Source organism: Luteimonas sp. KH_071, from assembly GCF_057838005.1.
In genome coordinates this window covers 606942-633419 of sequence record NZ_CM174458.1, presented here as the reverse complement: position 1 = coordinate 633419, position 26478 = coordinate 606942, and the positions used below count along the sequence as shown (strand labels likewise).

Sequence of the window (26478 nt, the reverse complement as noted above, 5' to 3'; positions counted from 1 at the left end):
TCAATCGGTCTCGATTTCGAACGCTTCGGCACGTGTCAGCGTGCCGCTGCGGGGCGAGGCCACCAGCTGAAGGCCCCCATCCTGCCCATCGAGTGCAAGCACGACCAGCCGCGGCAACTCGCCCTGCACGCCGAGGGCGGGCGGCCAGCGGTCCGATAACTGCCCGTCCGGACCCGCATATGAGAAGAGTGCCTCGCCGGGCACAGTCCGGGTGGGCACGCGCCACCTCTCCTGACCATATTCCCGATACACAAGATCAACCTGGTCGAGGTCGGCGACCAGTTCCCACTCCACCGGAACCGGCCCGCCAGAAGGCGACATCGCAGGCGAAAGCGTCACACCTGCCAGGAGCGTCGGAGTCCCCGAAGGCATCGCGCCTTCGAGTGCCACCAGCCCACGTATCGAGTCGGCGAACCACGTTTCGACCAGTGCCCGGCGATCCGTCGCGGCCGAAGTATCGAACACTCTCGACTTCGCAATCCGATAAGCGCCCAGCATTTCGAAGGCCAGCGAGACCACGATCGAGACGAGCATGAGCACGACCAGCGCTTCCATCAGCGTGAAGCCCGACTGCTTCCGCATGCGTCAGTCCTCCTCGAGTGGCCGCAACTGACGATGGCCCAATTGCCGCACGGTCAGCCTCTGGGTCTCTGCGCCGTCGGCTCCCGTCACGACGACGTCCACGTCGAACAACGCCACCTGGAACACCGTCGGCGCGCCGAGTTGCGTGACAGCCTGCTTCGGACCGTCGACCGGGCGCGCGCTCCAGCTATAAAGAACTCCGCCAATTTCGACGTCGCCCGATGCCTGAAGCATCGGATTGATGTTCCGGACGACTTCGAGTGCAGCGGTGGTCGCAACCACCCGATCCTGCGCGCGTGAAGTCGCCTGCAGCGCCTCCAGACTCACGCCCAGCCAGGCGTACAGCGACATCGCCCCGATCCCGAAGATCACCAGCGCAACAATCGCCTCGAGAAGTGTGAAGCCAGACTGACGTCCGCGGCCCGAGCGCCCGTGCATGGACTAGTCCACCCAGCGCGCGTCGCAGAACGGCGCTTCCACCGCGAGCGCGCGCCGCCAGCCGTCCGCCTCGAAGACGAGACGCGCATCCGAACATGCCCCATTGGCCTCGACCCGGAGCGGCTGCTCGGCATCCGCCGCCCATCCTTCCGGAAGCGAGAGGGCGTCCCAGGAATCGTCCCTCACCTCACCCACTGCTTCGAGCACGAGGGGCCGGCCCGACGCACGTACCTGCACCGGCAACGCACGCACCTGGATCACGATCTCATCGAGCAGCGCTTGCCGCTGCCACGCGCCGATGGTGCGGATCGCTCCAGGAACGGCGATAGCCGCGACCAGGCCCAGAATTGCCAGCACCACCAGGAGCTCGAGCAGGGTGAACCCGCGCATGCACCGCTTACCTGGACGGCAGATAGCCCACGTCTGCATCGAGACCTTCTCCGCCGGGCACACCATCCGCGCCATGCGAGTACAGAGTGAACGGTTGACTCGCCGCAGGCGATGGTGAATAACGATATGGACGTCCCCAGGGATCATCCGGGACCTCACCGTCGATGTAGGGACCGCTCCAGCGCGCAGCAGTCCGCTCGTCAGAGGGGCGGCGGACGAGCAGCGACAGCCCCTCGTCCTCGCCCGGCATGCGGCCGATGTCGAGTCGCATCGTCTGCAACGCACCACCAAGCATCTTGATCTGTGTATTCGCAGCCTGGACCTTGGCTTTGTCCGCCTGCCCGAACAGACGCGGTCCGACGAGACCCATGATCAGGCCGATGATCACCAGTACGACGATCATCTCGAGCAGCGTGAAACCACGTGCGGAACGACGTGCGGAAAAACGGGAAAGCCTGGACTTCATATGTTGTTTGCCTCGTTCAGATCGCGAGATCGTTCGCACTGGTGATGGCGAGGATGATGCCCAGGATGATCGTGCCGATGACACTGCCGATCACAAGGATCGCCACTGGTTCGATCAGCAACAGCAGCCGCTTCATCCGGTTCCGGCCCGAATCTTCGTAAAGCCTGGCAAGCGATTCCAGCATCTCCGGCAGCTTTCCGGCGCGTTCGCCGACGCGCACAAGATTGTAGCCTGTCGGCGTCAGCGCTTCCTGCGTCTCGAGCGCAGGCGCCAGGGCAGTGCCTCCGCGAACAGCGCGGGTGACTTCCTGCATGCGCTGTTGCCGGGATGGAATCTGCACGCCACCCGCCGCGAGTTCGAGCGCACGCATCAACGGCACCCGGTTGGTGAGCAGTGCCGACATTATTCGCGCCCACCGCGATGTGTCCGCCTCGATCAGCCAGGCGCCGACGAGCGGCAGCCGTGCCAGCGCATCGACTGCCGCCACGCGTACAGGCGGACGCCGGGACATCACGTACGCCGCCACCGCGACGGCTACGAGACCACCCAGGAAAAAAAAGAAATTGGCGCGCATCCAGACGCCGCTGGCCAGAACAGCCCAGGCCAGAAACGGCAGCGCGTCGGCCCGGTCCAGCATGTTGGAAAACTTGGGCACCACGAAGACGAACATCAGCACGACCGCCGCGATGCCGGCGACCACCAGCACCATCGGATACACGAGCGCATTCCGGATCTCGTTGCGGACGCGCTGCTCATACTCCATCTGCTGGCCGGCGTCACGGATCGCGCGACCGAGTTCGCCGGTCAGTTCGCCGGCCCGGACGAGCTGGATCACATAGCCAGGCAGGGGCAATCCGCTCGCCTCCAGCACCAGCGAAAAGCCCTGCCCTCGCTGGAGACCGGTCGACATGCCGGCAAACGCCGACACGATCCGTGGGTGGTGCACCGACATCGCCTGCGACGCCACGGCATCGGCCACTGGCACACCGGATGTCAGCATCGTGCCCAGCTCCTGGAGCGAGATGATGACGTCGGCCGTACGCAGCCGCGCGCTCCGACGTGTGCGATTCGGTCCCGAGCTCGCACGGATCGCGATCACCGACAGCCCCCGCCCCTCCAGCGAGCGGAGGGCCTGACGTTCGCTCTCGGCGCGCAGATGCCCGTTGCTGGAGCGTCCTTCCGCGTTCACCGCCTCGTATGCGAACAACTGCATCGGTCAGTGACCCACCACGCGCAGCACTTCTTCCACGGTCGTCAGGCCCTGCCAGGCCTTCAGAAGACCGTCGTCGCGCAGGAATCGGTGGCCCTGGTTGCGCGCGAGCGCCTTCATCTCCTCGACGCTCGCACCCGACACGATCAGGTGCCGCATGTCGTCATCCACCGGGATCATCTCGTAGATTCCCAGACGGCCCCGGTAGCCGGTGCCCATGCAGTCCGCGCACCCCACGGCCTCCCGGAACGTCGGGCCGACGCCATCCAGCACACGCGCAGCATGGGGCGAAACCTCCGCGAGGATCGCTTCAGGCACCGATACCGGGCGCGAACAGCCGCACAGGCGGCGAACGAGGCGCTGCGCCTGGACCGCACGCACGGGTGTCGCCACCAGGAATGGCTCCACGCCCATGTCGACGAGACGGGTGAACGCACTGATCGCGCTGTTGGTATGCAACGTCGAGAGCACGAGGTGGCCCGTCAATGCCGCCTGGATCGCGATCTCGGCGGTCTCCAGATCTCGGATCTCGCCGATCATGATCACGTCGGGATCTTGGCGCAGGATCGAACGCAGCGCATTGGCGAAGGTCAACCCGATGTCCGCATGGGCCTGGATCTGGGTGATCGCCGGGAGCCGGAACTCGACCGGATCCTCGACCGTGATGATCTTCTTGAGCCCGTCGTTGGCGGCAGCGAGCGCCGCGTACAGGGTGGTCGATTTGCCCGACCCGGTCGGGCCGGTGACCAGCACGATGCCGTTGGCCTCGCGGGTCCAGGCTTCCATCAAGGCGAGGTGATCGCGCTCGAACCCCAGACGCGCGAGGCCGAGATCCTTGCGCTCCTTGGGCAGAAGACGCATCACGATCGACTCACCGTGAACCCCCGGCAGAGCCGAGACGCGGATATCCATCTCCTGGCCGCCCACACGCGTACTGAGCCGCCCGTCCTGCGGCAGACGCCGCTCGGCGATGTCCATTCCCGAAATCAGCTTGAGTCGCGAGGCGACCGCGTCGAATCGTTGCCGGGGCAGGCTGAGCCGCGCATACAGCACGCCGTCAATCCGGAACCGCACCGAGAAGCTGCGCTCTTCCGGTTCGATGTGGATGTCCGAGGCGCGCTGCTCCACTGCTTGGGCCATCAGGTTGTTGACCAGTTCGACCGTGGGCGCCTCTTCCGCCATCTCACGCAGACTGGCCGCATCGCCCGCCGCATCCGCCGACGCGCCGCGGCGGGCGAGCCCGTCCAGCAGGCGATCGACATCCTGGGAGCGCGCGAGGCAATAGACGGGACGGCGACCCGGCAACGCGTGGCGCATCAGCTCCCGCAGCACGGGATCCAGGGGATCCCGGCTTCCGCAGTGCACGCGACCGTCCGCCGCGAGCCACAGCAACACCCCGCGATCGACCAGCCAGTCCACGCCGGCGGGCACCTGTTCGGCTGCCACCACAAGACCGTCCTCGTCCGGCAACGGGAGGTCGATCCCCAGCACCGGCAAGCCGAGCTGCTGGCCGAGGACCGCAAGCAGGTTGTCCTCGCTCAGCGCGCCCATGCGGACCAGCACACTGCCCAGCCGGCCGCCCAGCCGCGTCTGCAGGTCGAGGGCACGTGCCAGATCGGCCTCGCTGATCAGCCCCTGCTTCACCAGCAGATCGCCGAGCCGCGCCGCGATCGACGGCACCGGCTCGACACGCGAGCGCTCAACGGTATTCATGTTCATCAGCGCCCCAGTGCGTCATCGCATTCCACCTCGCACATCACCGGAACCGGCGCGATACGAAGTCGAAAAGTCTAACCAGTTGTCCTATTGCCGTAATGAACAGCCGAAACAAGATGTTCGAAAAGCACTAAAGTTTCGTTTTCACGTGCCGTGCATTGACGGGGGTTAAGGCGTCAGTTAGTTTCACGTCCGCAGTTCGCGGTCCAAGGGGGAAGGCTCGGCGCCGCCGGGGTCTTCTTGGTTCCAAAGACGCGCTAGCCACGGACAGCTAGGTTCATGTTGCGGCCCGGTACCAGGCCCTCAACATGAACCCGGCGCGACTGCGACCACACAACTTATTTTCAGTGTCATTCAGGAGTTTCGACATGTCGAAGTACAGCAAGAAGACCCTGGCCGTCGCGCTCGTCGCGGCGCTCATGGCGCCCGCCGCCGCATTTGCGTTCCAGGTTCAGACCAATGGCGACACCACCGCGGAGGCTATCGCGATCCAGGCGGGTAACGATGTCACCATGGCCGAGTCGGTTGACCTGGTCGTGCAGATCCGTGACGTCATCATCGGCCGCACCACTGGCTTCCAGCTGCTCGTTTCTCTGGAAGATGGCGCTCAGTTTGGCGACCAGGGCGCAACGCTGGCCTTGAGCCAAGGTGCCGGGCTCCAAGGGGAATGGACGATCGCCCTTGCGGCCGGCGGCAACCCGGGCGAGTCGGACGCCGTCTTCACCGTGGCACCCGACAGCGCGAACGCCACCGTTTCGGTCGGCACGATCCTCCAGTTCGAGGGCCTCGTCCTCGAGAACGTGCGGACGACCGGTCCGACCCGGATGTCGGTGCAGATCAATGATCCGGTTGGCGGCAACCAGCTGCAGTCGTCGACGCAGGAAATCATCACGCGTACCAGTGGCCTTGCGGTGACCTGCGATCCCACCAACCCGGCAGACCGCATCGATGTGGGCGGCGAGTTCCCGAAGGCGCGTTTCGTCTCGTTTGAAGACGGCGGCTATGCGATTGGCGCGGGCGAGGAAACGACCACCAGCCTCGGCACGATCTCTCTCGCCGCCAGCGCGGGCTTTGAGTTCACTGCAGACACGACTGTGAATTCGGAAATTGTCGGTAACTTTGCCGGCTTCGACCGCGTGTTCTGGGCGACGGACGCGACCTGTGCGGTTGAAATTCCGGACAGTGATTACACCTTCAACGATGCTCGCACTCTCGCAACCCTTGAGATCGACGGCTTCACCGGCGCTAACGTCGCCGGCAACCTCTGCGTGACCGTGGACGGCGAGACCCAGATCGCTGCGCAGACCTTCAACGTCCGCAACGGCGTGAACGGTGCGTTCGCCGGTTCGGTCTGTAACGTTGCCCCGCTGCAGTACAACGGCTCGGTGGTCAACGTCTACCACGTCAACCCGGCCGGTAACACTACCGCCCAGTCGTTCGTGCGCGTGATCAACCCGTCGAACATCGGCGGCCGCGTGACGATCGTCGGCATCGACGACGCCGGCAACCGCAGCAATGGTTCGGTCTCGTTCGACCTCCCGTCGGGTGCATCGATGCAGGTGAACTCCGAAGACCTCGAGAACGGCAATGCCGGCAAGATGCTGGCAGGTTCGCTGGGTGACGGCGTGGGCAAGTGGCGTCTGGAAGTGACCGGCGAGTTCCAGGGCATGCTGGTCCAGGGCCTGAACCGCAACACCACCAACGGCACGATCACCAACCTGACCGACGCGGACGCCGAAGTCGAGCAGCGCCAGCTGCACCGGGGCAACAGCCCGCTCTGATTTCGAGCGCAAGTAGCAATACGGGAACGGGCGGCCTTCGGGCCGCCCGTTTTTTATATGAGGTTCCGCAGGAAGATTTCTTAGTAGACGTCTGGCTCTACGCCAGACGGCGTGCGTATCCGTGCCAGAGATATTGCGCTCGAGCTAGCGAAGCGTCCGGCGCAACGCCATACAGTCTGTCGACCGGGTTCATCAGCGCCAGCGCTTGGTGACCGCGGGCGATGCTCCCGCCGACCAGTGACGAGGGCTGCAACAGGGCACCCTTGGCCGCGGCCAGATCCACCACGAAGTCGGCACGGACGCATCACCGCCGATTCCAGCTCGACGTGTTGCGCTGCTCACGCCCGATTGCTTAGGATCGCGATCCTCCAATCAAGAGTCGCGCCCGATGATCCTGCGCACCCGGCTTGCTCCAATGTCCCTGATTGCCGCCTTGGCACTTGCTGCCTGCTCTGCCGAGGCGCCCCCCGCGCCGGCGCAGTCCGACGTCGACACCGCGGCTTCAACACGAAGCGAAGCACGCGACAACGGCGCTTGGGCGACCGATCCTGCCGACGACCCGAACGCCTACGTGCCGGCCGAAGTGGCCGCCGATAGCGTGGTCGTCGGAACCGCTGCGGGCGCATCCGGGCAGGCCACGGCCGCCAAAGCGGCCTACACCAGCGGCGATACCGTCTACGCGAGCGCCAAGGCCGCCGCCGCAAGCACCAAATACGACGTCTACTGGACCTTCCAGGACGGCCAGACCCACAAAATGGAGTCGAAGACCGGGGCCTCGGGTGAGCACGTGAACTTCAGCTTCTCGGCCGCCGACGGCATGGTCCCCGGCCAGTACAACGTCCAGATCGATGCCGACAGCATCCCGATTGGAATTACCGAGTTCCGCGTCGAATAATCCCGTCCTGACCCGGACAGGGTGCGTCAGCGACGAACCGTCCGGACGACGTGCCCGCGCACGAGATCACGTGCGCGGGATGCGGCCCCGAGGCGTGCGTGCCCGCTGTGTGCCCTCAGCTCGCGTGTTTGGGGCGTTCGGGAGACGCGGGGATCGCAGCGCCCCGCTTCAGTGCTTCGAGTTCCTCCGACAGCCCCTGCGCCCAACGGGATTTCTCCTCGAACGCCTTCTGTAGCGCCTCATGATCCTCGGCGGCCTTGAGCCGCGCGTGATCGGTCTCGATGGCCCAGCGCGTCCGCTCGTCGAGTTCCGCCTGCAAGTCCTTCAGCTGCCCCGCCAGCCGCCCGATTTCATGATCGAGTTCGAGCGCCCAGCGGCTTCGCTCGTCGTGTTCACGCTGAAGCCTGCGATGCGCATCCCCGAGTTCGGAAAACTGCCGATCGATATCCGATGCCCAGCGCGCAACCTCCTGGTAACGCGCATACAGATCGACCGAATGATCCAGATATACCGAGGGCGCGAGCGAGGGGAGATCGCAACCCCGCGCCGCGCAGAGCGCGACGTAGTACATCACCCGATCGAGGTTGGCGGATTCGTAGCGCAGGCTCGCCCCTTCTCCGCGCGTCACCGCCCGGTACGCTTCCTCGCTGCTCGCATCCGGCAGGATGAACGACCCGGTTGCCAGGCGCTGCCCGTACAACCGGATCGTGCCGAACTCGACCTCCAGCAGCGCGATGAACTCCGCCAGATCGAGTTCCCTGACGTGGAACTCGTTGCGGTAATCCCGCGCGTCCGAATACACGATGCGATTCGGGGAGGAGATCACGAGCACACCGTCTGGCCGGAGCACCCGACGCAACTCGGCCATCATGGTCGCCTGCTCGGCCAGGTGCTCCACGGTCTCGAATGACACGACGACATCGAAGGTGTCATCCGGAAACGGAATGGCCGTGGCGCTGCCCTGTTGAAACGCCAGATTCGATATCCCGGCATACGCCTGCATCGCGTGGGCGATCGCCTCCTCGGAGAGATCCACACCCACCACCTCCGATGCAGCCGTCGCCAGCAAAGCAGCGCCGTATCCCTCGCCGCAGGCGATGTCGAGCACGCGGCGTCCGGTGACCAGCTCGCGGCACCAGCCGTAGCGGTGCCAGTGCTCGTAGGCGATCTCTCCGTCTTCCGACGGAACGAACCGCTCCCCCGTGAACTCGATCATGTGTGTTCGATCTCCGCGTCGATAGCCAGCATGGGAAGGCCGACCAGACCATGCCGCATCGTCTCGTCGAGAGCACGGAACTCCAGCGCATCGTGGACCCAGTGCTGCTGCGTGTGCTCGTTCTGGTCGCCGGACGCGATGGCGACGTCGATCATGTAGGAACCGGACGGCATAAAGGGCATCCGGAAAGTAAACGCGACGCGCAGTCCGTCGCCTGTATTGCCCGACAGTGGCGACTCCCGGTAGGCCAGAAACGTGTTGTCGCCGAACAGGCGCTGACCCAGCCTGTCCTTGACGTAGAAGCCGACGATGAGCTGGTCCAGACGCTCGCGTAATCGTGCAGCGACGACCAGACGAACCACTTCGCCTCCCTCGAAGACCGAGATCCGCTCTCCGGCCTCATTCTCCAGGAACACGGACTCGATCCGGGCCGCCTGCGCACCGAATTCGGTGCCCACCAGATCGGGGTCGAACTCGAACAACGCGAACCGGTTGCGGACTCCCTCTTCGCGCATGAGGGCTGCCCGAATGTCGATATCGCCATCGGGTCGGGGCTCACGGCGCTTGCGCTCGATTTTCACATCGGAGCCTTGACGGGATGCCGCGTGCTGCTCGGCCATATAGGCTTCCATCACGTCCTGCGCGGCACCCTGCATGCGCATGCGGCCTCCATCCAGCCAGATCGCACGTCTGCACAGGTTCACGACCGCCGCTGCGTCGTGACTGACGAAAAGCAGGGTGCCCGACCGCTGGAAGCGGCGCAGGAACCGCATGCATTTCTGCGCAAAAAAAGCGTCGCCGACCGACAGGGCTTCGTCGATGATCAGAACATCCGCATCGACATGCGCCACTACCGAGAACGCGAGCCGCACCGCCATTCCGCTCGAGTAGTTGCGCACGGGCTGGTCGATGAAGTCGCCGATTTCCGCGAACGCGAGAATATCCTCCAGACGCGCGTCCACCTGCTCCCGCGACAGCCCGAGGATCGCCGCATTGAGGTAGACGTTCTCGCGCCCCGTGAATTCCGGGTCGAATCCGCTGCCCAACTCGAGCAGCGCGGCGACTTTCCCGTTGACGCGCACGTCGCCACGCGTTGGAGTGAGGGTTCCGGCGATGATCTGGAGCAGCGTGGATTTGCCCGAGCCGTTGCGTCCGATGATGCCGACGGTCTCGCCGCGACAAATCTCCAGATCGAGCGCATGCAGCGCGGTAAATCCATCTACCTCGCTGCCGCGACGCTGGAACAGCGCCTGCCACAACCGGCGCGACGGGCGGTCGTGCCGTCCGTAGGACTTGGTGACACCCGACGCCGAGATGACGATGTCAGCGGGTGGCGAGGACGCATCAGAGTACATCGGCAAACCCGGTCTGCAGGCGACGGAAGACGCCATACGCGAATGCGGTGAATACCGAAGCGAAGGCAGCGTATACAGCCAACGCGCTCCAGTCCGGCAGCCGTCCCCAGATCACGACGTTGCGCACCTGGTCGATGATCAGGGTGATTGGATTCAGCTCGAAGATGATCCGGTACGACTCGGGGATGGATTCGATCGGAATGATCGCCGACGAAAGGAACAGCATGGCAGTGGCGGCGACCCCGGCGACCTGACCGATGTCGCGCAGGTAGACGCCGAGAGCCGAGACCAGCCAGACCACCCCAACCGCCAGCACCGCCAGTGGCATCAACACCACAGGAAGCAGCAACGCCGTTACATGCATGTCACCCCGCCACCAGAGGTTGAGCAGCAGGAGAACCAGAAGGTTCATCGCCATGTGAAACGCGGCTGCGAACATGGTGGTCCAGCCGAAGATCTCGATCGGAAACACCACACGCTTGACGTAGGCAGTTCGCCCGACGATGAGCATCGGCGCACGGACCAGGCATTCGGCGAAGAATGCATGGACGGTCAATCCCGCGAACAGGATGAGTGCAAATTCCGAGGTCGAACCGCTGGTGCCGGGCCAACGGCTCTTGAGAATGAAACCGAATGCCAGCGTGTAGATCAACAACAGGAGAAAGGGACTGATCAACGACCAGAGCATGCCGAAGCTCGCGCCGCGATATCGACCCTCGATGTCGCGGCGCGTCAGCTGGAGCGCAAGCGCCCTGTGCCGCCCGAACGCAGATGCAATGGCCACTCAGCCTTCCGCATGAAGGGCGCGATCGAGATCCGCGCGCAGATCGGCAACGTCTTCCACCCCCACACTCAACCGCACAAGATCATCGTGGATCCCGAGCGCCGCCCGCCGCTCCACCGGCACCGATGCATGCGTCATCACCGCCGGATGATTGACCAGGCTTTCCACCCCGCCCAGCGACTCGGCCAGGGTGAACAGTTCGGTACGTTCGCAGAAACGCTTCGCGGCGTCGAAACCGCCCTTGATGCGGACCGAGATGATGCCGCCGAAGCCGTCCATCTGGCGTTTCGCGAGTGCATGCTGCGGGTGCGAGACGAGCCCGGGGTAAATCACCTGCTCGACCGCCGGGTGGGCGTCGAGGAATTCGGCCAGCGCCTGCGCGTTCTCGCAGTGCGCCTTCATGCGCAGGTGCAGCGTCTTGAGGCCACGCAGCGCGAGGAAACTGTCGAACGGCCCCTGCACGGCGCCGGCGGAGTTCTGCAAGAAGGCGAGCTGCTCGGCGAGTTCGGCGTTGTCGCCAACCACCAGCATGCCGCCGACCATGTCGGAGTGGCCATTGAGGTACTTGGTGGCCGAGTGCATGACGATGTCGGCGCCGTGTTCGATCGGGCGCTGCAGGATCGGCGAGGCGAAGGTGTTGTCGACGACGACGATCAGGCCGCGCTTGTGCGCGATGTCCGCGATTGCCCGAATGTCGACGATCTTCAACATCGGGTTGGTCGGCGTTTCGATCCAGAGCAGCTTCGTCCTGTCGGTGATCGCGGCTTCAAACGTCGACGGGTCGGTCATGTCGACATAGCTGAAGGACAGCCCCGCACTGCGCGTGCGCACGCGCTCGAACAGGCGGTAGCTGCCGCCGTAGAGGTCGTCCATCGCAATGACGTGGTCGCCGCTGTCCAGCAGTTCGAGCAAGGTCGCCGTCGCCGCCATGCCGGACGCGAACGCGAAGCCGCGGGTGCCGCCTTCCAGGCCCGCCGCGCAGCGCTCGTAGGCGAAGCGCGTGGGATTGTGGGTGCGCGAATACTCGAAGCCCTGGTGCTCGCCCGGGCTGGACTGTGCATACGTGGACGTCGCGTAGATCGGCGGCATCACCGCGCCCGTCGACGGGTCGGGTGACTGGCCGGCATGGATGGCCAACGTGGCCAGCGCGTAATCGCGATGCCGGGAACTGGATTCGGACATGACAGCTTCCTGAAAGGACGAGAGATTCTAGCCAGCAGCCCTGAACGACAGGTTCAGAGCCGCGGCGCTCCACAGGTATGGGTTACTGCACGCGCCGGCGCAGATAGTTCAGCAGATCGATCCGGGTAATCAGACCGAGAAATGTGTCGCCATCGGTGACGATCGCCACCTGGCCGCGGTCGAACACGGGCAGCAGGGCTTCGACCGGCGCCTTGACGTCGAGGAAGTCGAGCTTGCTGACCATCGCCGACGATACCGGCTCGCGGAACCGGGCCTCGTCGCCGTAGACGTGCAGCAGCACGTCGCTTTCGTCGAGGATGCCGACGATGCGATCGCCGTCCATCACGGGCAGCTGCGAGATCTCGTAGAGCTTCATGCGCTGGTAGGCCGTCACCAGCAGATCCGTCGGCCGCAGCACCACGGTGTCGCGGCGCGAGTACGGACGGAGAATCAGATCACGCAGATCGCCGTACTGTTCGCGCTCCAGGAAGCCGTTGTCGAGCATCCAGTAGTCGTTGTAGAGCTTGCTGAGGTACTTGTTGCCGGTATCGCAGACGAACACCAGCACCTTCTTCGGCGTGGTCTGTTCGCGGCAGTACTTGAGCGCGGCGGCCAGCAATGTGCCGCTCGACGAGCCGCCGAGGATGCCCTCGGTCTGCAGCAGCTGGCGCGCGGCGAGGAAGCTTTCCTGGTCGCTGATCGCGTACGCCTTCTTCACCCGCGAGAAGTCGGAGATGCCCGGCAGGAAATCCTCGCCGATGCCCTCGACCATCCAGCTGCCCGACTTGTCGCTGAGCACGCCGTCATTGATGTACTCGGCGAGGATCGAGCCCACCGGGTCGGCCAGCACGAGTTCGACATCCGGCGCGTGCTTGGCGAAGCAGCGCGACAGGCCGGTCATCGTGCCCGAGCTGCCGCAACCGAATACGATCGCGTCCAGCCCACCCACCTCACTCATCTGCCGCAGGATCTCCGGCCCGGTACCGTGCTCGTGCGCGGCCGGGTTGTCGGGATTGCCGAACTGGTTGATGAAATAGGCGTCAGGCGTCTCGCGGGCGATCCGCTCGGCGAGGTCCTGGTAGTACTCCGGGTGACCCTTGGCGACATCGGAGCGGGTCAGCACGACCTCGGCGCCCATCGCCTTGAGGTTGAAGATCTTCTCGCGGCTCATCTTGTCCGGCACCACGAGGATCAGCTTGTAGCCCTTCTGCTGGGCCACCAGCGCCAGGCCGATGCCGGTATTGCCGGCGGTGCCTTCCACCAGCGTGGCGCCGGGCGCGATGTCGCCGCGTGCTTCGGCGGCCTCGATCATGCGCAGACCGATGCGGTCCTTGATAGAACCGCCCGGGTTCTGGCTCTCGAGCTTGAAATAGAGTTCGCAGGGACCCGCGTCGAGGCGGCGCGCACGCACGATGGGCGTGTCGGCGATCAGGTCGAGAACGGAATCGGCGATCGGCATTGCGGGTCCGGGTTGCAGCGAGACAGGCGACGATTATCGCATCCCGCGGACAACATCCGCGGACGATGGCGACCGACGAGGATGGCCGCCACCGCCCGCGACAGCCGGAACCTAGTGTTTCTGCATCTGGTCGTACATCTGAATCAGGCGATCCTTGGCCGCGAGCTTCTCGCGCTTCATCTGCGACAGCGTGGTCTCATCGATGGCGAACACGCCGAGCTCTGCGTTCAGCACTTTCTTGTCCAGCTCTTTGTGCCGGTAGTAGAGCTGCCGGAACTCGACGTTTCCTTTCATGATCTCTTCGAGTTCGGTCTGCGATTGCGCTTCGAACATGGAATCCTCCTGACTGGAAATACGAACGCCCCGACCGGCGACGGACGGGGCGCTACGTGGGCTGCATCCAGGAACGTGGGGCGATTGATCCGATCAGGTCTCCGTCGCCGTCCTCTGGACGGAATGCGGGGACCTCGCGGGGGATCATCTCGGTCATCGGCCTGGCTCAGTAACCGGATGGCGGACGAAATCGGTGCCACCCGGACAACCGACCCTACTCCTCGGATCGAGGCCCCACAAGGGCGAAAAACCCGATTGCGTACCGGGCGCGTCGTCAGGGGCGGAAACGCTTCCAGTGCGCGCATCGAAGAACCGCGCCACGACGCGGCGCAGGCGCGGAAATCCGCTCAAGTCATTGATTCCAATTGGATTCAGTCTGACGAAAAACTAACAAGCCGTCGTCAGGCGACGCACTGCTGCACGTCGGCGTGCAGTGCGCGTGCGGACCGGCGGGCGCCGGCCATCCTGGATTACGGCTGCTCGAGGCTCTTGAGCAACTCGGCCTCGCGGCGACGCAATTCCGCGTCGCGCTGGCGGGCGGCGCGCAGCTTGGCGGCCTCGCCACTGGCCACGCCCTGCAGCACGGTTTCGGCCTGCTGGCGAGCGGTGACTTCTTCCTCGGCCGCCAGACGCAGACGCGCGGCTTCCTCGGTCTGGATCTGCGCCTGGATGCGCAGGCGCTCTGCTTCCTGCCTGGCGCGCACGGCGTCCTGACGGCTGGCTTCGACGATCAGCGCGCTGCGCTCGCGCTCGAGCTGGGTCAGCTCGCGGCGCGTGGCCTCCGTGCGCGCCGCGAGTTCGGCCGTCTCGACGCGCCACTGCGCGATCTGCAGCGCAGAAGCCCGCTGGCTGCTGCGGGCCTCGAGCAACGCCGCCAGCGACTGACGCGCCTGAAGACGCTCATAGGCGGCAGTGCCCGCGGTGTCGGGATTGGCATCGATCGCCTGCAGTCGCGTCTGCAGACGGGCCGCCTCGCCTTCCTGCGTGGACTGGGCGCTGGCGGCGAACGGCACCAGCAGGGCGAGCGCCAACGCGTAAGGAGTCATCGATCGCATCGTGCTCATTCCTCCACCTGCAGCCGCTGGCGCAGGTTGGTGATCTCGGCCCGGCGGGCGGACAGTTCGGATTCGGTTTCTGCCTGGCGGGCGCGGGCATGGGCGAGATCGGCCAGCGCGCTGGCGGACAGCGCGAGCGTGCGCGCTTCGTCGGCACGGTCCATCCCCATCGCGGCCTGCGCCTGCGACAGCGCGCGGCGGGCCTGCTGGATATCGGCGGACGCGTACTGGTCAGCGTCCGCATCACCAGCGCGGGTGATCGACAGTTGCGCAGCGGCGAGTTCCTCGGTCGGCGGCGGCGTACTCGCACAACCGGCGAGTCCCAGCACGCCTGCGAGCGCGAGGCCCTGCAGCATTGGACGGATGTATGCGAAGCTTGTGTTCATCGAAAATCGTGCCCGGACGCGTGATCGGGTCATTGTGGTCAGCCGCCACCGGATGCGCAACGCAGGCCGGTCGCACCAGGGGAGTTCGTACATGGATATCGGCTACTTCCTGAAGCTGATGACCGAGAAAAATGCGTCCGACATGTTCCTGAGCACGGGCGCGCCGGTGTACATCAAGGTCGAAGGCAAGCTCTACCCGCTGGGCAGCACCGGCCTGCCGCCCGGCATGGTCCGCAAGATCGCCTACTCGTTGATGGACGAGAGCCAGATCCAGCAGTTCGAGCGCGATTTCGAGCTCAACATGGCCTATTCGCTGCAGGACGCCGGGCGCTTCCGCGTCAACGTGTTCAAGCAGCGCGGCGAGGCGGGCATGGTCATCCGTGCGATCCGCAGCAACATTCCGAGCATCGAGGAACTGCAGCTGCCGCAGGTCCTCAAGGACATCATCATGGCCCCGCGCGGGCTGGTGCTGATCGTCGGATCCACCGGCTCGGGCAAGTCGACCACGCTGGCCTCGATGATCGACCACCGCAATGCCAGCAGCTCGGGGCACATCCTCACCATCGAGGATCCGATCGAGTACCTGCACCGGCACAAGAAGTCGCTGGTCAACCAGCGTGAGGTCGGGCTGGACACGCTGACCTTCCACAACGCGCTCAAGAACGCGATGCGCGAAGCGCCCGACGTCATCCTGATCGGCGAAATCCTCGACGCGACGACGATGGAAGCGGCGATCTCCTTCGCCGAGACCGGCCACATCTGCCTGGCGACGCTGCACTCCAACAACGCCGACCAGACGATCGAGCGCATCCTCAACTTCTTCCCCGAAGCCGCGCACAAGAACGTGCTGATGAATCTCGCGCTGAACCTGCGCGCGGTGGTCTCGCAGCGTCTGGTGGCCGGCAAGGACGGTCGGCGCCTGCCGGCGACCGAGGTCCTGCTCAACACGCCGATGATCCGCGACCTGCTCCGCCGCGGCCAGGTGCACGAGATCAAGCAGGCGATGGAAGACTCGCTCGAAGAAGGGATGGAAACCTTCGACCAGTGCCTGTTCCGGCTGTACAAGGAGGGCCGGATCGAGCGCGAGACCGCCCTGCGCGCGGCAGATTCGCGCGATGGCCTGGACTTGAAGTTCCGTCTGTCGGAAGGCGGCTCCGGCAGTCACGACCCCTATGCCGACGTGTTTGCCACCGACCACTGAGGCGCGGTCAGGCGGGCGGCGCGTCCGCCTGTCGTTCCGGCGCCGCGGCGTCGAAAGCGGGCAACGCGGCGCAGGCCGTTTCGATCCGGCAAATCGCCGGATACGGCGCCAGATCGATCCCGAAACGACGCGCATTGTAGAGCTGGGGCACAAGGGCGCAATCGGCGATCGTCGGCGCGTCGCCGACGCAGAAGTCGCCGGCGCCGTACTGGCGCAACAGCGCCTCGAACGCCTCCAGACCATCCTGCACCCAGCGTGCGACCCAGCGCGTGCGCGCATCCGGCAGCAGTTGCAGTTCGTGCTCGAGGTACTGCAGCACGCGCAGGTTGCCGAGCGGATGGATGTCGCAGGCGACCAGCTGCGCGAGGGCGCGCGCGCGCTGACGCGGCAGCGTATCGCGCGGCAGCAGCGGCACGTCCGGAAAGGTCTCGTCGAGGTACTCGATGATCGCCAGCGACTGGGTCAGCACCGCTTCGCCATGCTGCAGCGTCGGCACCAGCCGCTGCGGATTGCGCGCGGCGAATGCCGGCAAGCGCTGTTCGCCGCCGTCCTGCACCAGATGCACCGGCACGCTGTCGAATGCCAAGCCCTTGAGATGCAGAGCGATGCGCACGCGATAGGCCGCGCTGGAACGCCAGTAGGTGTGCAGCGTCAGCGCGGCGGTCATCGGCTTACTCCGGCAGTGCCTGGCGTTCGATCACCTGTTCGATCGCACCGAAGATGCTCGCGCCATCGGCGTCGAGCATCTCGATGCGCACGGTGTCGCCGAACGCCATGAACGGCGTTTTCGGCGCGCCCTGCTCCAGGGTTTCGACCGTGCGCTTCTCGGCGAAGCAGGACGCACCCTTCGAGGTGTCCGCATTGGCGATCGTGCCCGAGCCGACGATCGTGCCGGCGACCAGCGGTCGCGTCTTCGCCGCATGCGCGACCAGCTGCGAGAAGTCGAACTGCATGTCGACGCCCGCTTCGGGCGCGCCGAACCACTCGCCGTTGATGTGCGTGAGCAACGGCAGGTGCAGCTTGTTGTCCTGCCAGGCAACGCCCAGCTCGTCCGGGGTGACGAACACCGGGCTCAGCGCCGAACGCGGCTTGGCCTGCAGGAAGCCGAAGCCCTTGGCCAGCTCGCCCGGGATCAGGCTGCGCAGGCTCACGTCGTTGACCAGACCGATCAACTGGATATGTCCCGCGGCCTGCTCGGGCGTGACTGCCATCGGGACGTCGTCGGTGATCACGACGATCTCGGCCTCGAGATCGATCCCGTGGTCTTCGCTGGTCACCTTGACGGTGTCGCGCGGGCCGTAGAAACCGGCACTGGTCGCCTGGTACATCAGCGGATCGGTGTAGAAGCTCTCCGGCACTTCGGCGCCACGCGCGCGGCGCACACGCTCGACGTGCGGCAGATAGGCGCTGCCGTCGACGAACTCGTAGGCCCGGGGCAGTGGCGCGGCCAGGCGCGCGACATCCAGATCGAACACGCCGTCGGCGTCGCCGGCATTGAGCGATTCGTACAGCGCGTTGAGACGCGGCGCGGCGTTCGACCAGTCGTCGAGCGCCTGCTGCAGCGTCGCCGCAATGCCGGTCGCGCGCACCGCGGTGCCCAGGTCGCGCGACACGACGATCAGGGTGCCGTCGCGGCCGCCCTCCTTCAAAGAACCCAGCTTCATGGCAACTCCGGTTGACGTCGGCTAATTGTTGCGATTGTAACGAAGCGTTGCGCAGCCTGTTCGTGATCTTCGCAAACCCAGCGCATGTGCATCAGAAGACCGCTTTTCGCGCGGTTCTTTTACCAGCGGCATGTGTCGCGTCGGCACAGGCGCTGTCGTGTGTATCAGTTGCTCAGTCTTCGCCCTGGAACGCGCGCCCGCGGTATGTCAGCACCAGAGTGTCACGGTGACCTGCATCGCCCGTCGGCTGGATCGGTGTGGATTCGTGGATGACGCGATGGTCGTCCAGCAGCAGAACCGCCCACGGTTCGGTCAGGGTGAAACGCTGGCCCGCCGGGCCGTCGGCTTCGAACACACGCGTCTCGCCGCCCTTGATGCCGCTGCGCCCCACGAGCAGCACGGCCACGAAATCCACGCCGTCGCGATGCGCACCTTCGGGTGTCGGCCGGCCGATGCCATCGGTGGTGTCGATGCGGAACTGGTGCGCCTCGACATGCCAGTCGCCGTCGCTACGTACCTGCGCGAACACGTGGCCGAGTCCAGCGACGAGCCGCGTCCAGACCGGATCGGCGACCAGCGTCTGCGACAGGGGCTCGAACCGGCGATGCATGCCGCCGTGCAGTGCGTTGTAATCCTCGGACTGCCAGTGCGCGCGATGCGGGACCTGTTCAAGCGCATCCTCGTGCTGCACGAAACAACCGTGGCGACGTCGGCGATAGCGTCCACCGTCCTTGAGATAGGCGTCCGGCGGCAGGTCCTCCCAGTCCGCGCGCCAGGCCTCGAGCTCATCGATGCGTACGCCGCAACAGGCGGCCAGCGTCGACGGCGCCAGCACTGCGCAGCCGCGTGTGCGCAAGGTGTCGATCACTGCGTCGGCAGCGGTGTAAGGCGGAGGGAATGCGTTCATCGCGGAATTCTAGAGCCGCATCGATGCGCGTGCAGCGCATCGGCGTGCACATCCATGGAATGCAGTCGTTGCGCGCACCACGCATACCGCAGGAACACCAGGACGCGCGAGACAACCGACGTCGGCCCGATTCCCGAATCTGCGGATCGATTCTCTATCGAACGGCAAACGCACCACGCTGGCACACGCCGAAGCGAACGTGATCCACAGCGCGCAGAACGCAGTGCCGGCAAAAGGACAGCCACAAAAAAGCCCGCCTTTCGGCGGGCTTTTTTGTTTTCGATGTGGCAGCCCCGGAAGGATTCGAACCTCCGAATGCCTGAGTCAGAGTCAGGTGCCTTACCGCTTGGCGACGGGGCTATGAACATATTGTAACGCCGAAACCGCAGTGCTCCGCAAGCTTCGGCGAGCGCCGGATCCACGCATTCGCGCGGATCCGACACAGCGCGATCAGCGCTTCGAGAACTGCGTGGCGCGACGTGCCTTGTGCAGACCGACCTTCTTGCGCTCGACTTCACGTGCGTCACGGGTCATGAAGCCCGCCTTGCGCAGCTCGACCTTCAGCGTCTCGTCGTATTCGACCAGCGCGCGCGAGATGCCGAGGCGGATCGCACCGGCCTGGCCGGTCGTGCCACCACCGGTGGTGGTCACCAGGATGTCGAACGTCTCGGTGTTCTGGGTCAGCTCAAGCGGCTGGCGCACGATCATGCGCGCGGTCTCACGGCCGAAGAACTCGTCGAGCGGACGATCGTTGACGGTGATCTTGCCGCTGCCCTTGCGCAGGAACACGCGGGCGACGGAGGACTTGCGACGGCCGGTGCCGTAATTCTGGGTAATTGCCATGACTTAGAGTTCCAGGGGCTGCGGCTGCTGGGCGGCGTGCGGGTGCTCGGCACCCTTGTAGACCTTGAGCTTGCGGTACATGGCGCGGCCGAGGGTGTTCTTCGGCAGCATGCCCTTGACGGCGATCTCGATCACGCGCTCCGGGTGGCGCTCGAGCGCCTGGCCCAGGGTCTCGGTCTTCAGGTTGCCGATGTAGCCCGTGAAACGGTGGTAGAGCTTGTCCGTCATCTTCTTGCCGGTCACGGCGATCTTCTCGGCGTTGACCACAATGATGTAGTCGCCGGTGTCGACGTGCGGGGTGTAGACGGGCTTGTGCTTGCCGCGCAGACGGTGGGCGATTTCCGCGCTCAGGCGGCCCAGTGTCTTGCCGGAAGCGTCGACGAGATACCAGTCGCGCTGGACGGTCTCGTTCTTGGCAATAAAGGTCTTCATGGGAATACTCGGTGGGTGACTGGTCGGGCTGGTTGCGCCGGTGGCCGGCGGAACGTCGCCTCGCGTTGTAGAGCGTGCAACACAGAAGCGGGATGATAGCCGCCTGCCCCCCGCCACGCAAGTTGGAGGGCCGTGGTGGTGCCAGCCGCTGGCGCAGCACCGGGCAAGGGCCGAGAATGGTACGCGACGCGGCCTTTTGCCGCGCAGCAGGAATCCGACCTGATGCCCCTCCCCCGGCCCCGCTTCAATCCCGTCGACCAGTTGCTGGTCGAAACCCAGCGCGCGCTCGACACGGTGTTCGGCAATCCGTCGGCCACGCGCCCGAATCCCGCCGTCGAAACACCGGATGTCGTGCTCAACGATGCCGAGCGCCGCCACGCCGCCGGCCTGATGCGGATCAATCACGTCGGCGAGGTCTGCGCCCAAGGCCTGTACTTCGGCCAGGCCGCGGTTGCCCGCGAGCCTGACACCCGTGCGCACCTGCTCGACGCCGCGCAGGAGGAAACCGATCACCTGGCCTGGTGCGCGCAGCGGTTGCGCGAACTCGACAGCCGACCCAGCATGTTCAACCCGCTGTGGTATGGCGGCAGCTACGCCCTTGGCGTCGTCGCCGGCCTGCGCGGCGACGGCTGGAATCTGGGCTTCGTCGTGGAAACCGAACGCCAGGTGGAAGCGCATCTCGACGAACATCTGCAGACGCTGCCGGAAGCCGACCAGCGCAGCCGCGAGATCCTCAAGCAGATGAAGGAAGACGAGGCCCGCCACGCCGAGCATGCCGAGCAGGCAGGGGCGCGCGTGTTGCCGTGGCCGGTGCCGTCGCTGATGGCCACCGCATCCAGTCTGATGAAGGCGGTGGCGTACAGGCTGTGAGCGGGAAGACCGGACGGGTGGCAATCGATTCGACGAAGCGGTGGCCCGTCGGCTGACAGGGCTCGAACTCCGACCCGCAGACGAAAAAAGGCCCCGCATCGTGCGAGGCCTTTTTTGTGCGTGTGATCCGCGTGTCCCGATCACCCATCACGGTTTTCAACGGACGAACGTCCGGTCATCACCGATCACGGCGCCACATCAATCCACCAGATTGCGCCCGTGATAGAGCTCCTCGATCTCCCGGCGCAGGCGCGCTTCGATCTTCATGCGCTCCTTGAACGAGAGATTGCGCGCCTTCTCTTCGAACAGGTACTGGTCGAGATCGAACTCCTTCAGGTGCATCTTCGTGTGGAAGATGTTTTCCTGGTAGACGTTCACATCGAGCGCGTCGTAACGCGACTTGATGTTTTTCGCCAGGTAATCCTGGATCGAATTGATCTTGTGGTCGATGTAGTGCTTCTTGCCCTTCACGTCGCGGGTGAACCCGCGCACGCGGTAGTCCATCACCACGATGTCGGACTCGAGGCTCTCGATCAGATAGTTCAACGCCTTCAGCGGCGAGATCACGCCGCAGGTGGCGACGTCGATGTCGGCGCGGAACGTCGCGATGCCGTTGTCCGGATGGGTCTCCGGATACGTGTGCACCGTGATGTGCGACTTGTCGAGGTGGGCGACAACCGCGTCGGAAATCACGCCCTTCGCCTGCGCCTTGTCGATCACCGGCTCCTCGGAAATGAGGATGGTCACCGACGCGCCCTGGGGCTCGTAGTCCTGTCGCGCGACGTTGAGGATGTTCGCACCGATGATCTCGGCCACGTCGGTCAGGATCTGGGTCAGCCTGTCGGCGTTGTAGACCTCGTCGATGTACGCGATATAGCGCTGGCGCTCGTCCTCGGACGCGGCGTAGCACACGTCGTAGATGTTGAACGACAGAGCCTTGGTCAGGTTGTTGAAGCCCTGGAGCTTCAGGCGCGGGAGCGGTTTGACCACGGCGGTCGACCCTCGGGGGTTGGGCGAAACGACGATTATGCGGCAAAGCGCCCTTGCCCTGCGACCTCGAGGATCACGCGGGTTTGCCCCGGACAGCCTGAGCGCCTACTCTGCCTCATTCCCCCGATCCGAAGCCCATGACCCCGACACCCGTGGCCCTGATCAATCCCCTCGCCCGCCCCCCGCACCCGATGGCGCCCACGCCCGCAGCCATCGAGCGCTTTCTCGCCCATTGCCACCGCCGCCGCTATCCGCCGCGCAGCGATGTGTTCCGCCCCGGAGATCCGGCCGGCACGCTGTATTTCGTGGTCAGCGGCTCGGTCAGCATCATCACCGAGGAGGACGATGGCCGCGAACTGATCCTGGGCTATTTCGGCAGCGGCGAACTGGTCGGCGAGATGGGGCTGTTCATCGAGTCCGACGTGCGCGAGGTCATCCTGCGCACGCGGACCCAGTGCGAACTTGCCGAGATCAGTTACGAGCGGCTGTACCAGTTGTTCGACGGCGTGCTGGCCAATGACGCGACCTCGATCATGTACGCGATCGGTGCGCAGCTGTCCCGGCGCCTGCTGGACACCAGTCGCAAGGCGGGACGTCTCGCATTCCTCGACGTCACCGACCGCATCATCCGGACGCTGCACGACCTGACGCGCGAGCCCGAGGCGATGAGCCATCCCCAGGGCACCCAGTTGCGGATCTCGCGGCAGGAACTGGCGCGACTGGTCGGCTGTTCGCGCGAGATGGCCGGTCGCGTGCTCAAGAAGCTGCAGGCGGAGAACAAGCTCACCGCGCGCGGCAAGACCATCGTGCTGTTCGGCACGCGATAGGCGCGGCCCGCATGAGCCTCGGCCATTTCGGCCCGCGTGGCGACCTGCCCGATGCAGACCTGCGCAGCGCGTCGGCGATAGACGCCGACGATGTCGCCGCGCTGCTGTCGGAGATGGGTTACCCCTGCACGGAGACCGAAGCCCGCGAGCGGATCCGTCAGATCACCGCCAACGACCGCCAGGCGCTGGTCGTCGCGCGCAGCGGCGGCCGTGTGTGCGGCCTGATCGCGCTGGACTTCATGTACTACCTGCCGCTGGGCTCGACGACCTGCCGCATCACCGCGCTGGTCGTGACCAGCGATGCGCAAGGCAAAGGCCTCGGGCGACAGCTGCTCAAGGAAGCCGATCGCCGGGCCCGTTTCGCCGGCGCCGCGCGCCTGGAACTGGTCAGCGGTTCGCAACGCGCCGACGCACACGCGTTCTACAAGGCCTGCGGCTTTTCCGACGGCACCCTGCGTTTCATCAAGCGGCTCGGCGACGCCTGACCCGGGCAGCGACAGCGGCCACACGCGGCAATCACGCGTCCGCTGCAGACTGCGCCTGCCTTCGGAGTCCGCAGCATGGAACTCGGCGATCAATTCCTGTTCTTCGTGCTGGTCGGACTGGCCGCGCAGCTGGTCGACGGCGCGCTGGGCATGGCCTTCGGCCTCGTGTCGTCATCGGTCCTGCTGAGCATGGGCGTCCCCCCGGCAGCGGTCAGTGCCAGCGTGCACACCGCCGAGGTGTTCACCACCGGCGCCTCGGGCGCCTCGCATCTGGCGATGCGCAATGTCGACAAGCGCCTGTTCCTGCGTCTGGCACTGCCCGGCATGGTCGGCGGCGCGATCGGCGCCTACGTGCTGACCCGGCTTCCGGGTGACGTGATCCGGCCCTTCATCTATGCCTACCTGCTGATCCTGTCGATCGTGATCCTGCTGCGTGCAGCCGGCAGGCTGATGCCGAAGGGAGAAGTGCGCCGCGTGCCGCTACTCGGCTTCTTCGCCGGCCTGCTCGATGCGAGTGGCGGCGGCGGCTGGGGACCTGTCGCCACGTCCACGCTGCTGGCCCGCGGCGGCACGGCGCGGACCACGATCGGCACCGTCAACGCGGCCGAATTCCTGGTCACCGTATCGATCTCGGTGACCTTCTTCCTGACGATGGGCCTGCAGCACCTCGACGTGATCCTCGGTCTGCTGGTCGGCGGCGTGATCGCCGCGCCGCTGGCTGCGCTGTTCGTCAAGCACGTGCGCGAGCGCTGGGTGCTGTTCGCGGTGGGCGTACTGGTGATGGCGATCAGCCTGTACCAGATCGGTCGGACGCTGCTGGCCTAGCCCTCAGCCGGCGGCGGGCGCAGCAGCCACGGGATCGCCGCCCCGATCGGCACAGCCCCAGTTGAGCACCGGCGTGCCCGGCGGCAACGCGCGGCGGAACATGTCGACGTTGGACGCCTTCGGATTGACCACCACCGGCGCCCTCGCGGCCTTGAGCAGGGGCAGGTCGGCCGAGGAATCCGAATACGCGATGTCGATCGCGCCGTAGCCGCGCTCGCGCAGCATGCGCATCTTCTCTTCAGCATGGCAGTGGCGGGTGGCGACGACGGCGCCGAACTTCGGCCCGACCGCGGTGCCGATCACCGGCACCGCCTCGTGCGCCACGAAGGCGAGGATCGCACGCGCGAGCTCCGGCGGCGCGCCGGTCGCGATGACCACGTTGTCGCCCGCGACGCGATGCGCATGCAGCACATCGAGCGCGATCGGCAACAGTCTGGGCTTGATCAGCGCGGCATTGTCGGCCACGTAGCGATCGATCAACCGGTCCAGCACGCCACGGCTGTGCAGACCGACGGTACCGATCCACACAAAGCCGGAAATGCCGTAGCGGCGCGTGGGCAGACACGCGATCATCGGACCGAGCACCGGCGCGGCCAGACAGGCGAGCGCCGTGCGCCAGGCGCTGCGGGTGATCAGCCAGCGGAACAGATGGGTGCCAGAGTCTCCGTCGTAGAGCGTGTGGTCGAAATCGAAGACCACGGTCCGAACGGCATTGTTGGCGGCCGTATCCTTGAGCAACTGGGCGACGACCGGCGCGCCGGGATCGGCGCTAGCCACATCCGCCGCGACAGACGCAGGCGTGGTCGCGGCGGCGATCGCGATCGCCGAGATATCGGCGACCGGCCGGCTGTCGATCGCATGCGCGCCCGGCATTGCAAACAGCGTGCGCAGCGCGGCCCCCGGATCGGGCTCGCGCATGAAGGCTTCGCCGACCAGGAATGCGTCGATGCCGGCCTCGCGCATGCGCGCGACGTCGGCGGTGGTATGGATGCCGCTCTCGGTGACCAGACGACGGTCACGCGGGACCGCGTTCTGCAGCGAGAGCGTGGTGTCGAGCGAGACCTCGAACGACCGCAGGCTGCGGTTGTTGATGCCCAGCAGCGGCGCCGGCACCTGGAGCGCGCGTTCGAGCTCGTCGATGTCGTGGACTTCCACCAGCACGTCGAGATCGATCGACATCGCCAGCTCGGCGATCTCGACCAGCTGGCGATCGTCCAGCGCGGCAACGATCAGCAGCACGCAATCCGCGCCGAGTGCGCGCGCCTCGTGGACCTGCCAGGGATCGACGATGAAGTCCTTGCGCAGCACCGGCAGTGCGCAGGCTGCACGCGCCTGCACGAGGTATTCGTCCGCGCCCTGGAAGAAATCGATATCGGTCAGTACCGACAGGCATGCCGCACCACCGGCCGCGTAACTGCGCGCGATGTCGGCAGGCCGGAAGTCGGCGCGAATCACGCCCTTGGACGGGCTGGCCTTCTTGACCTCGGCAATGATCGCCGTCTGGCCGGCAGCAATCTTCGCTTCGATGGCGGCAGCGAACCCGCGCACCGGCGGCGCGGCAGCGGCGCGCGCGGCGACCTCGGCCAACGGCATTGCCGCGCGACGCGCAGCGACTTCTTCGTGTTTGCGCGCCAGGATGCGCTGCAGGACGTCGTTCAAGATCTGCACCATGGGCCAGCGCAGGGCGCCGGTCTGGAAAGGCCGCCCACGATAACGCAGGCGACGGTGCGCCGGACCCTCAGACCGTAGACGGGTTGACCGGAGCGTCCCCTTCCTCGCGCGACCAATCGTAGGCGCGTTCGACCTGCGCGACCTGCAGGGTGTAGTGGTCGTACCAGCCGCGGCGATCCTTCTCGCGGCTCATGCCCTGCGCATCCAGCGCACGCCAGGCCCGGATCGAGGCCTCGTCGCTCCAGTAGCTCAGGGTCACGCCGTCTCCGCTCGCGCCCTCGACCGATTCCGCGCCGAGAAAGCCGGGCTGACGTTGCGCCGTCTCGATCATGTTGCGATGCGCATCGCCGTAGCCTGCTGCATCGCCATTGCGACGGTAGCGGAAGATCACGACGTGATACGGCGGACGGGGCAATACGGAATGAGGCATGCAGGATCGCTTGGGAAATCGCGGGGGGCCCGCATCCTTGCGTCGTATTCAGCATACCTGTCGTCAGTACCGTGCGGAACTGCAA

29 protein-coding genes, 1 tRNA gene and 1 pseudogene are annotated in these 26478 nt (G+C 65.6%); 7 read left to right on the top strand and 24 right to left on the bottom strand.

The annotated features are described in order from the left end of the window. From AC3IRM_RS02985 to AC3IRM_RS02960, 6 genes are read right to left on the bottom strand one after another with little or no spacing between them, the layout of a single operon-like run. Entirely contained in the window at positions 1 to 582 is a 582-nt protein-coding gene (locus AC3IRM_RS02985; RefSeq protein ID WP_489204789.1) for a type II secretion system protein, read from the bottom strand. A 3-nt stretch (positions 583 to 585) separates the two neighbouring features. Next, positions 586 to 1020, bottom strand: coding sequence for a prepilin-type N-terminal cleavage/methylation domain-containing protein (locus AC3IRM_RS02980; RefSeq protein WP_489204788.1), 435 nt, complete (start codon positions 1018 to 1020; stop codon positions 586 to 588). 3 nt (positions 1021 to 1023) lie between these two features. Then, positions 1024 to 1410 carry a type II secretion system protein gene (locus tag AC3IRM_RS02975; RefSeq protein WP_489204787.1) on the bottom strand — a complete coding sequence of 129 codons (387 nt, stop codon included), beginning with the start codon at positions 1408 to 1410 and terminating at the stop codon, positions 1024 to 1026. 7 nt (positions 1411 to 1417) lie between these two features. Further along, positions 1418 to 1876 carry a type II secretion system major pseudopilin GspG gene (gene gspG, locus AC3IRM_RS02970; RefSeq protein WP_489204786.1) on the bottom strand — a complete coding sequence of 153 codons (459 nt, stop codon included), beginning with the start codon at positions 1874 to 1876 and terminating at the stop codon, positions 1418 to 1420. 16 nt (positions 1877 to 1892) lie between these two features. Then, positions 1893 to 3089 (bottom strand): type II secretion system F family protein, encoded by a 1197-nt coding sequence (locus AC3IRM_RS02965; protein ID WP_489204785.1) that lies wholly within the window; start codon positions 3087 to 3089, stop codon positions 1893 to 1895. 3 nt (positions 3090 to 3092) lie between these two features. Continuing rightward, positions 3093 to 4799 carry a GspE/PulE family protein gene (locus AC3IRM_RS02960; RefSeq protein WP_489204784.1) on the bottom strand — a complete coding sequence of 569 codons (1707 nt, stop codon included), beginning with the start codon at positions 4797 to 4799 and terminating at the stop codon, positions 3093 to 3095. 371 nt (positions 4800 to 5170) lie between these two features. On the opposite strand from AC3IRM_RS02960, the gene AC3IRM_RS02955 reads away from it, so the two are divergent. Both AC3IRM_RS02955 and AC3IRM_RS02950 read left to right on the top strand, forming a co-directional pair. Then, positions 5171 to 6583, top strand: coding sequence for a hypothetical protein (locus AC3IRM_RS02955; protein ID WP_489204783.1), 1413 nt, complete (start codon positions 5171 to 5173; stop codon positions 6581 to 6583). Between the two features lie 388 nt (positions 6584 to 6971). Further along, positions 6972 to 7478: a hypothetical protein gene (locus AC3IRM_RS02950; RefSeq protein ID WP_489204782.1), complete on the top strand. Its 507-nt coding sequence runs from the start codon at positions 6972 to 6974 to the stop codon at positions 7476 to 7478. Positions 7479 to 7593: 115 nt separating this feature from the next. On the opposite strand, the gene AC3IRM_RS02945 is transcribed toward AC3IRM_RS02950, so the two are convergent. The 8 genes from AC3IRM_RS02945 to AC3IRM_RS02910 all read right to left on the bottom strand — a co-directional run bounded on the left by AC3IRM_RS02945 (position 7594) and on the right by AC3IRM_RS02910 (position 15248). After that, positions 7594 to 8694: a class I SAM-dependent methyltransferase gene (locus AC3IRM_RS02945; protein ID WP_489204781.1), complete on the bottom strand. Its 1101-nt coding sequence runs from the start codon at positions 8692 to 8694 to the stop codon at positions 7594 to 7596. Next, entirely contained in the window at positions 8691 to 10085 is a 1395-nt protein-coding gene (locus AC3IRM_RS02940; protein WP_489204780.1) for an ABC transporter ATP-binding protein, read from the bottom strand. Before AC3IRM_RS02940 ends, AC3IRM_RS02945 begins: the two co-directional genes overlap by 4 nt. Then, complete coding sequence (locus AC3IRM_RS02935) at positions 10039 to 10833, bottom strand: ABC transporter permease (protein WP_489204779.1); 795 nt, start codon at positions 10831 to 10833, stop codon at positions 10039 to 10041. The genes AC3IRM_RS02940 and AC3IRM_RS02935 overlap by 47 nt, the downstream gene beginning before the upstream one ends. Further along, positions 10834 to 12015 (bottom strand): cystathionine gamma-synthase, encoded by a 1182-nt coding sequence (locus AC3IRM_RS02930; protein ID WP_489204778.1) that lies wholly within the window; start codon positions 12013 to 12015, stop codon positions 10834 to 10836. An 82-nt stretch (positions 12016 to 12097) separates the two neighbouring features. Continuing rightward, complete coding sequence (locus tag AC3IRM_RS02925; protein WP_489204777.1) at positions 12098 to 13474, bottom strand: pyridoxal-phosphate dependent enzyme; 1377 nt, start codon at positions 13472 to 13474, stop codon at positions 12098 to 12100. 111 nt (positions 13475 to 13585) lie between these two features. Further along, positions 13586 to 13807, bottom strand: coding sequence for an HP1242/YdcH family protein (locus AC3IRM_RS02920; RefSeq protein WP_489204776.1), 222 nt, complete (start codon positions 13805 to 13807; stop codon positions 13586 to 13588). 470 nt (positions 13808 to 14277) lie between these two features. Next, complete coding sequence (locus tag AC3IRM_RS02915) at positions 14278 to 14862, bottom strand: hypothetical protein (RefSeq protein ID WP_489204775.1); 585 nt, start codon at positions 14860 to 14862, stop codon at positions 14278 to 14280. A 5-nt stretch (positions 14863 to 14867) separates the two neighbouring features. Beyond that, complete coding sequence (locus tag AC3IRM_RS02910; RefSeq protein ID WP_489204774.1) at positions 14868 to 15248, bottom strand: DUF4398 domain-containing protein; 381 nt, start codon at positions 15246 to 15248, stop codon at positions 14868 to 14870. A 91-nt stretch (positions 15249 to 15339) separates the two neighbouring features. Between AC3IRM_RS02910 and AC3IRM_RS02905 the strand changes: the two genes are divergently transcribed. Then, positions 15340 to 16449 carry a PilT/PilU family type 4a pilus ATPase gene (locus AC3IRM_RS02905; protein WP_489204773.1) on the top strand — a complete coding sequence of 370 codons (1110 nt, stop codon included), beginning with the start codon at positions 15340 to 15342 and terminating at the stop codon, positions 16447 to 16449. A 7-nt stretch (positions 16450 to 16456) separates the two neighbouring features. Here the strand turns inward: AC3IRM_RS02905 and maiA are convergent, their stop codons facing one another. The 6 genes from maiA to rplM all read right to left on the bottom strand — a co-directional run bounded on the left by maiA (position 16457) and on the right by rplM (position 20295). Further along, positions 16457 to 17116, bottom strand: a complete 660-nt coding sequence (gene maiA, locus AC3IRM_RS02900) for a maleylacetoacetate isomerase (RefSeq protein ID WP_489204772.1) — start codon at positions 17114 to 17116, stop codon at positions 16457 to 16459. A 4-nt stretch (positions 17117 to 17120) separates the two neighbouring features. After that, entirely contained in the window at positions 17121 to 18113 is a 993-nt protein-coding gene (locus AC3IRM_RS02895) for a fumarylacetoacetate hydrolase family protein (protein ID WP_489204771.1), read from the bottom strand. Positions 18114 to 18285: 172 nt separating this feature from the next. After that, positions 18286 to 19020 carry a 2OG-Fe dioxygenase family protein gene (locus tag AC3IRM_RS02890; RefSeq protein WP_489204770.1) on the bottom strand — a complete coding sequence of 245 codons (735 nt, stop codon included), beginning with the start codon at positions 19018 to 19020 and terminating at the stop codon, positions 18286 to 18288. A gap of 285 nt (positions 19021 to 19305) precedes the next feature. Beyond that, positions 19306 to 19380, bottom strand: a tRNA-Gln gene (locus AC3IRM_RS02885). Positions 19381 to 19470: 90 nt separating this feature from the next. Beyond that, the gene (rpsI, locus tag AC3IRM_RS02880) at positions 19471 to 19863 is read right to left on the bottom strand and encodes a 30S ribosomal protein S9 (RefSeq protein WP_332078235.1); all 393 of its coding nucleotides are present in this window, start codon (positions 19861 to 19863) and stop codon (positions 19471 to 19473) included. A gap of 3 nt (positions 19864 to 19866) precedes the next feature. Further along, complete coding sequence (gene rplM, locus AC3IRM_RS02875; protein WP_159677749.1) at positions 19867 to 20295, bottom strand: 50S ribosomal protein L13; 429 nt, start codon at positions 20293 to 20295, stop codon at positions 19867 to 19869. A gap of 222 nt (positions 20296 to 20517) precedes the next feature. On the opposite strand from rplM, the gene coq7 reads away from it, so the two are divergent. After that, on the top strand, positions 20518 to 21165 hold the full coding sequence (coq7, locus tag AC3IRM_RS02870; protein WP_489204769.1) for a 2-polyprenyl-3-methyl-6-methoxy-1,4-benzoquinone monooxygenase: 648 nt from the start codon (positions 20518 to 20520) through the stop codon (positions 21163 to 21165). A gap of 198 nt (positions 21166 to 21363) precedes the next feature. Here coq7 and speD read toward each other — a convergent pair whose 3' ends face one another. Beyond that, on the bottom strand, positions 21364 to 22155 hold the full coding sequence (gene speD, locus AC3IRM_RS02865; RefSeq protein WP_489204768.1) for an adenosylmethionine decarboxylase: 792 nt from the start codon (positions 22153 to 22155) through the stop codon (positions 21364 to 21366). 191 nt (positions 22156 to 22346) lie between these two features. On the opposite strand from speD, the gene crp reads away from it, so the two are divergent. The 3 genes from crp (at position 22347) to AC3IRM_RS02850 (ending at position 24292) form a co-directional block, all read left to right on the top strand. Next, positions 22347 to 22982 carry a cAMP-activated global transcriptional regulator CRP gene (crp, locus tag AC3IRM_RS02860; protein WP_489205815.1) on the top strand — a complete coding sequence of 212 codons (636 nt, stop codon included), beginning with the start codon at positions 22347 to 22349 and terminating at the stop codon, positions 22980 to 22982. A gap of 11 nt (positions 22983 to 22993) precedes the next feature. Further along, complete coding sequence (locus AC3IRM_RS02855; RefSeq protein ID WP_489204767.1) at positions 22994 to 23467, top strand: GNAT family N-acetyltransferase; 474 nt, start codon at positions 22994 to 22996, stop codon at positions 23465 to 23467. A gap of 75 nt (positions 23468 to 23542) precedes the next feature. Then, complete coding sequence (locus tag AC3IRM_RS02850; RefSeq protein WP_489204766.1) at positions 23543 to 24292, top strand: sulfite exporter TauE/SafE family protein; 750 nt, start codon at positions 23543 to 23545, stop codon at positions 24290 to 24292. A gap of 3 nt (positions 24293 to 24295) precedes the next feature. On the opposite strand, the gene AC3IRM_RS02845 is transcribed toward AC3IRM_RS02850, so the two are convergent. The 3 genes and pseudogenes from AC3IRM_RS02845 to AC3IRM_RS02835 form a co-directional block, all read right to left on the bottom strand. After that, a complete protein-coding gene (locus AC3IRM_RS02845; protein WP_489205814.1) occupies positions 24296 to 25030 on the bottom strand; it encodes a haloacid dehalogenase-like hydrolase in 735 nt (244 codons plus the stop codon). Positions 25031 to 25168: 138 nt separating this feature from the next. After that, positions 25169 to 25951, bottom strand: a pseudogene (trpC, locus tag AC3IRM_RS02840) (indole-3-glycerol phosphate synthase TrpC); the annotation flags it as partial. 79 nt (positions 25952 to 26030) lie between these two features. Continuing rightward, positions 26031 to 26393 (bottom strand): antibiotic biosynthesis monooxygenase family protein, encoded by a 363-nt coding sequence (locus tag AC3IRM_RS02835; protein WP_489204765.1) that lies wholly within the window; start codon positions 26391 to 26393, stop codon positions 26031 to 26033. Between the last annotated feature and the right edge of the window lie 85 nt (positions 26394 to 26478).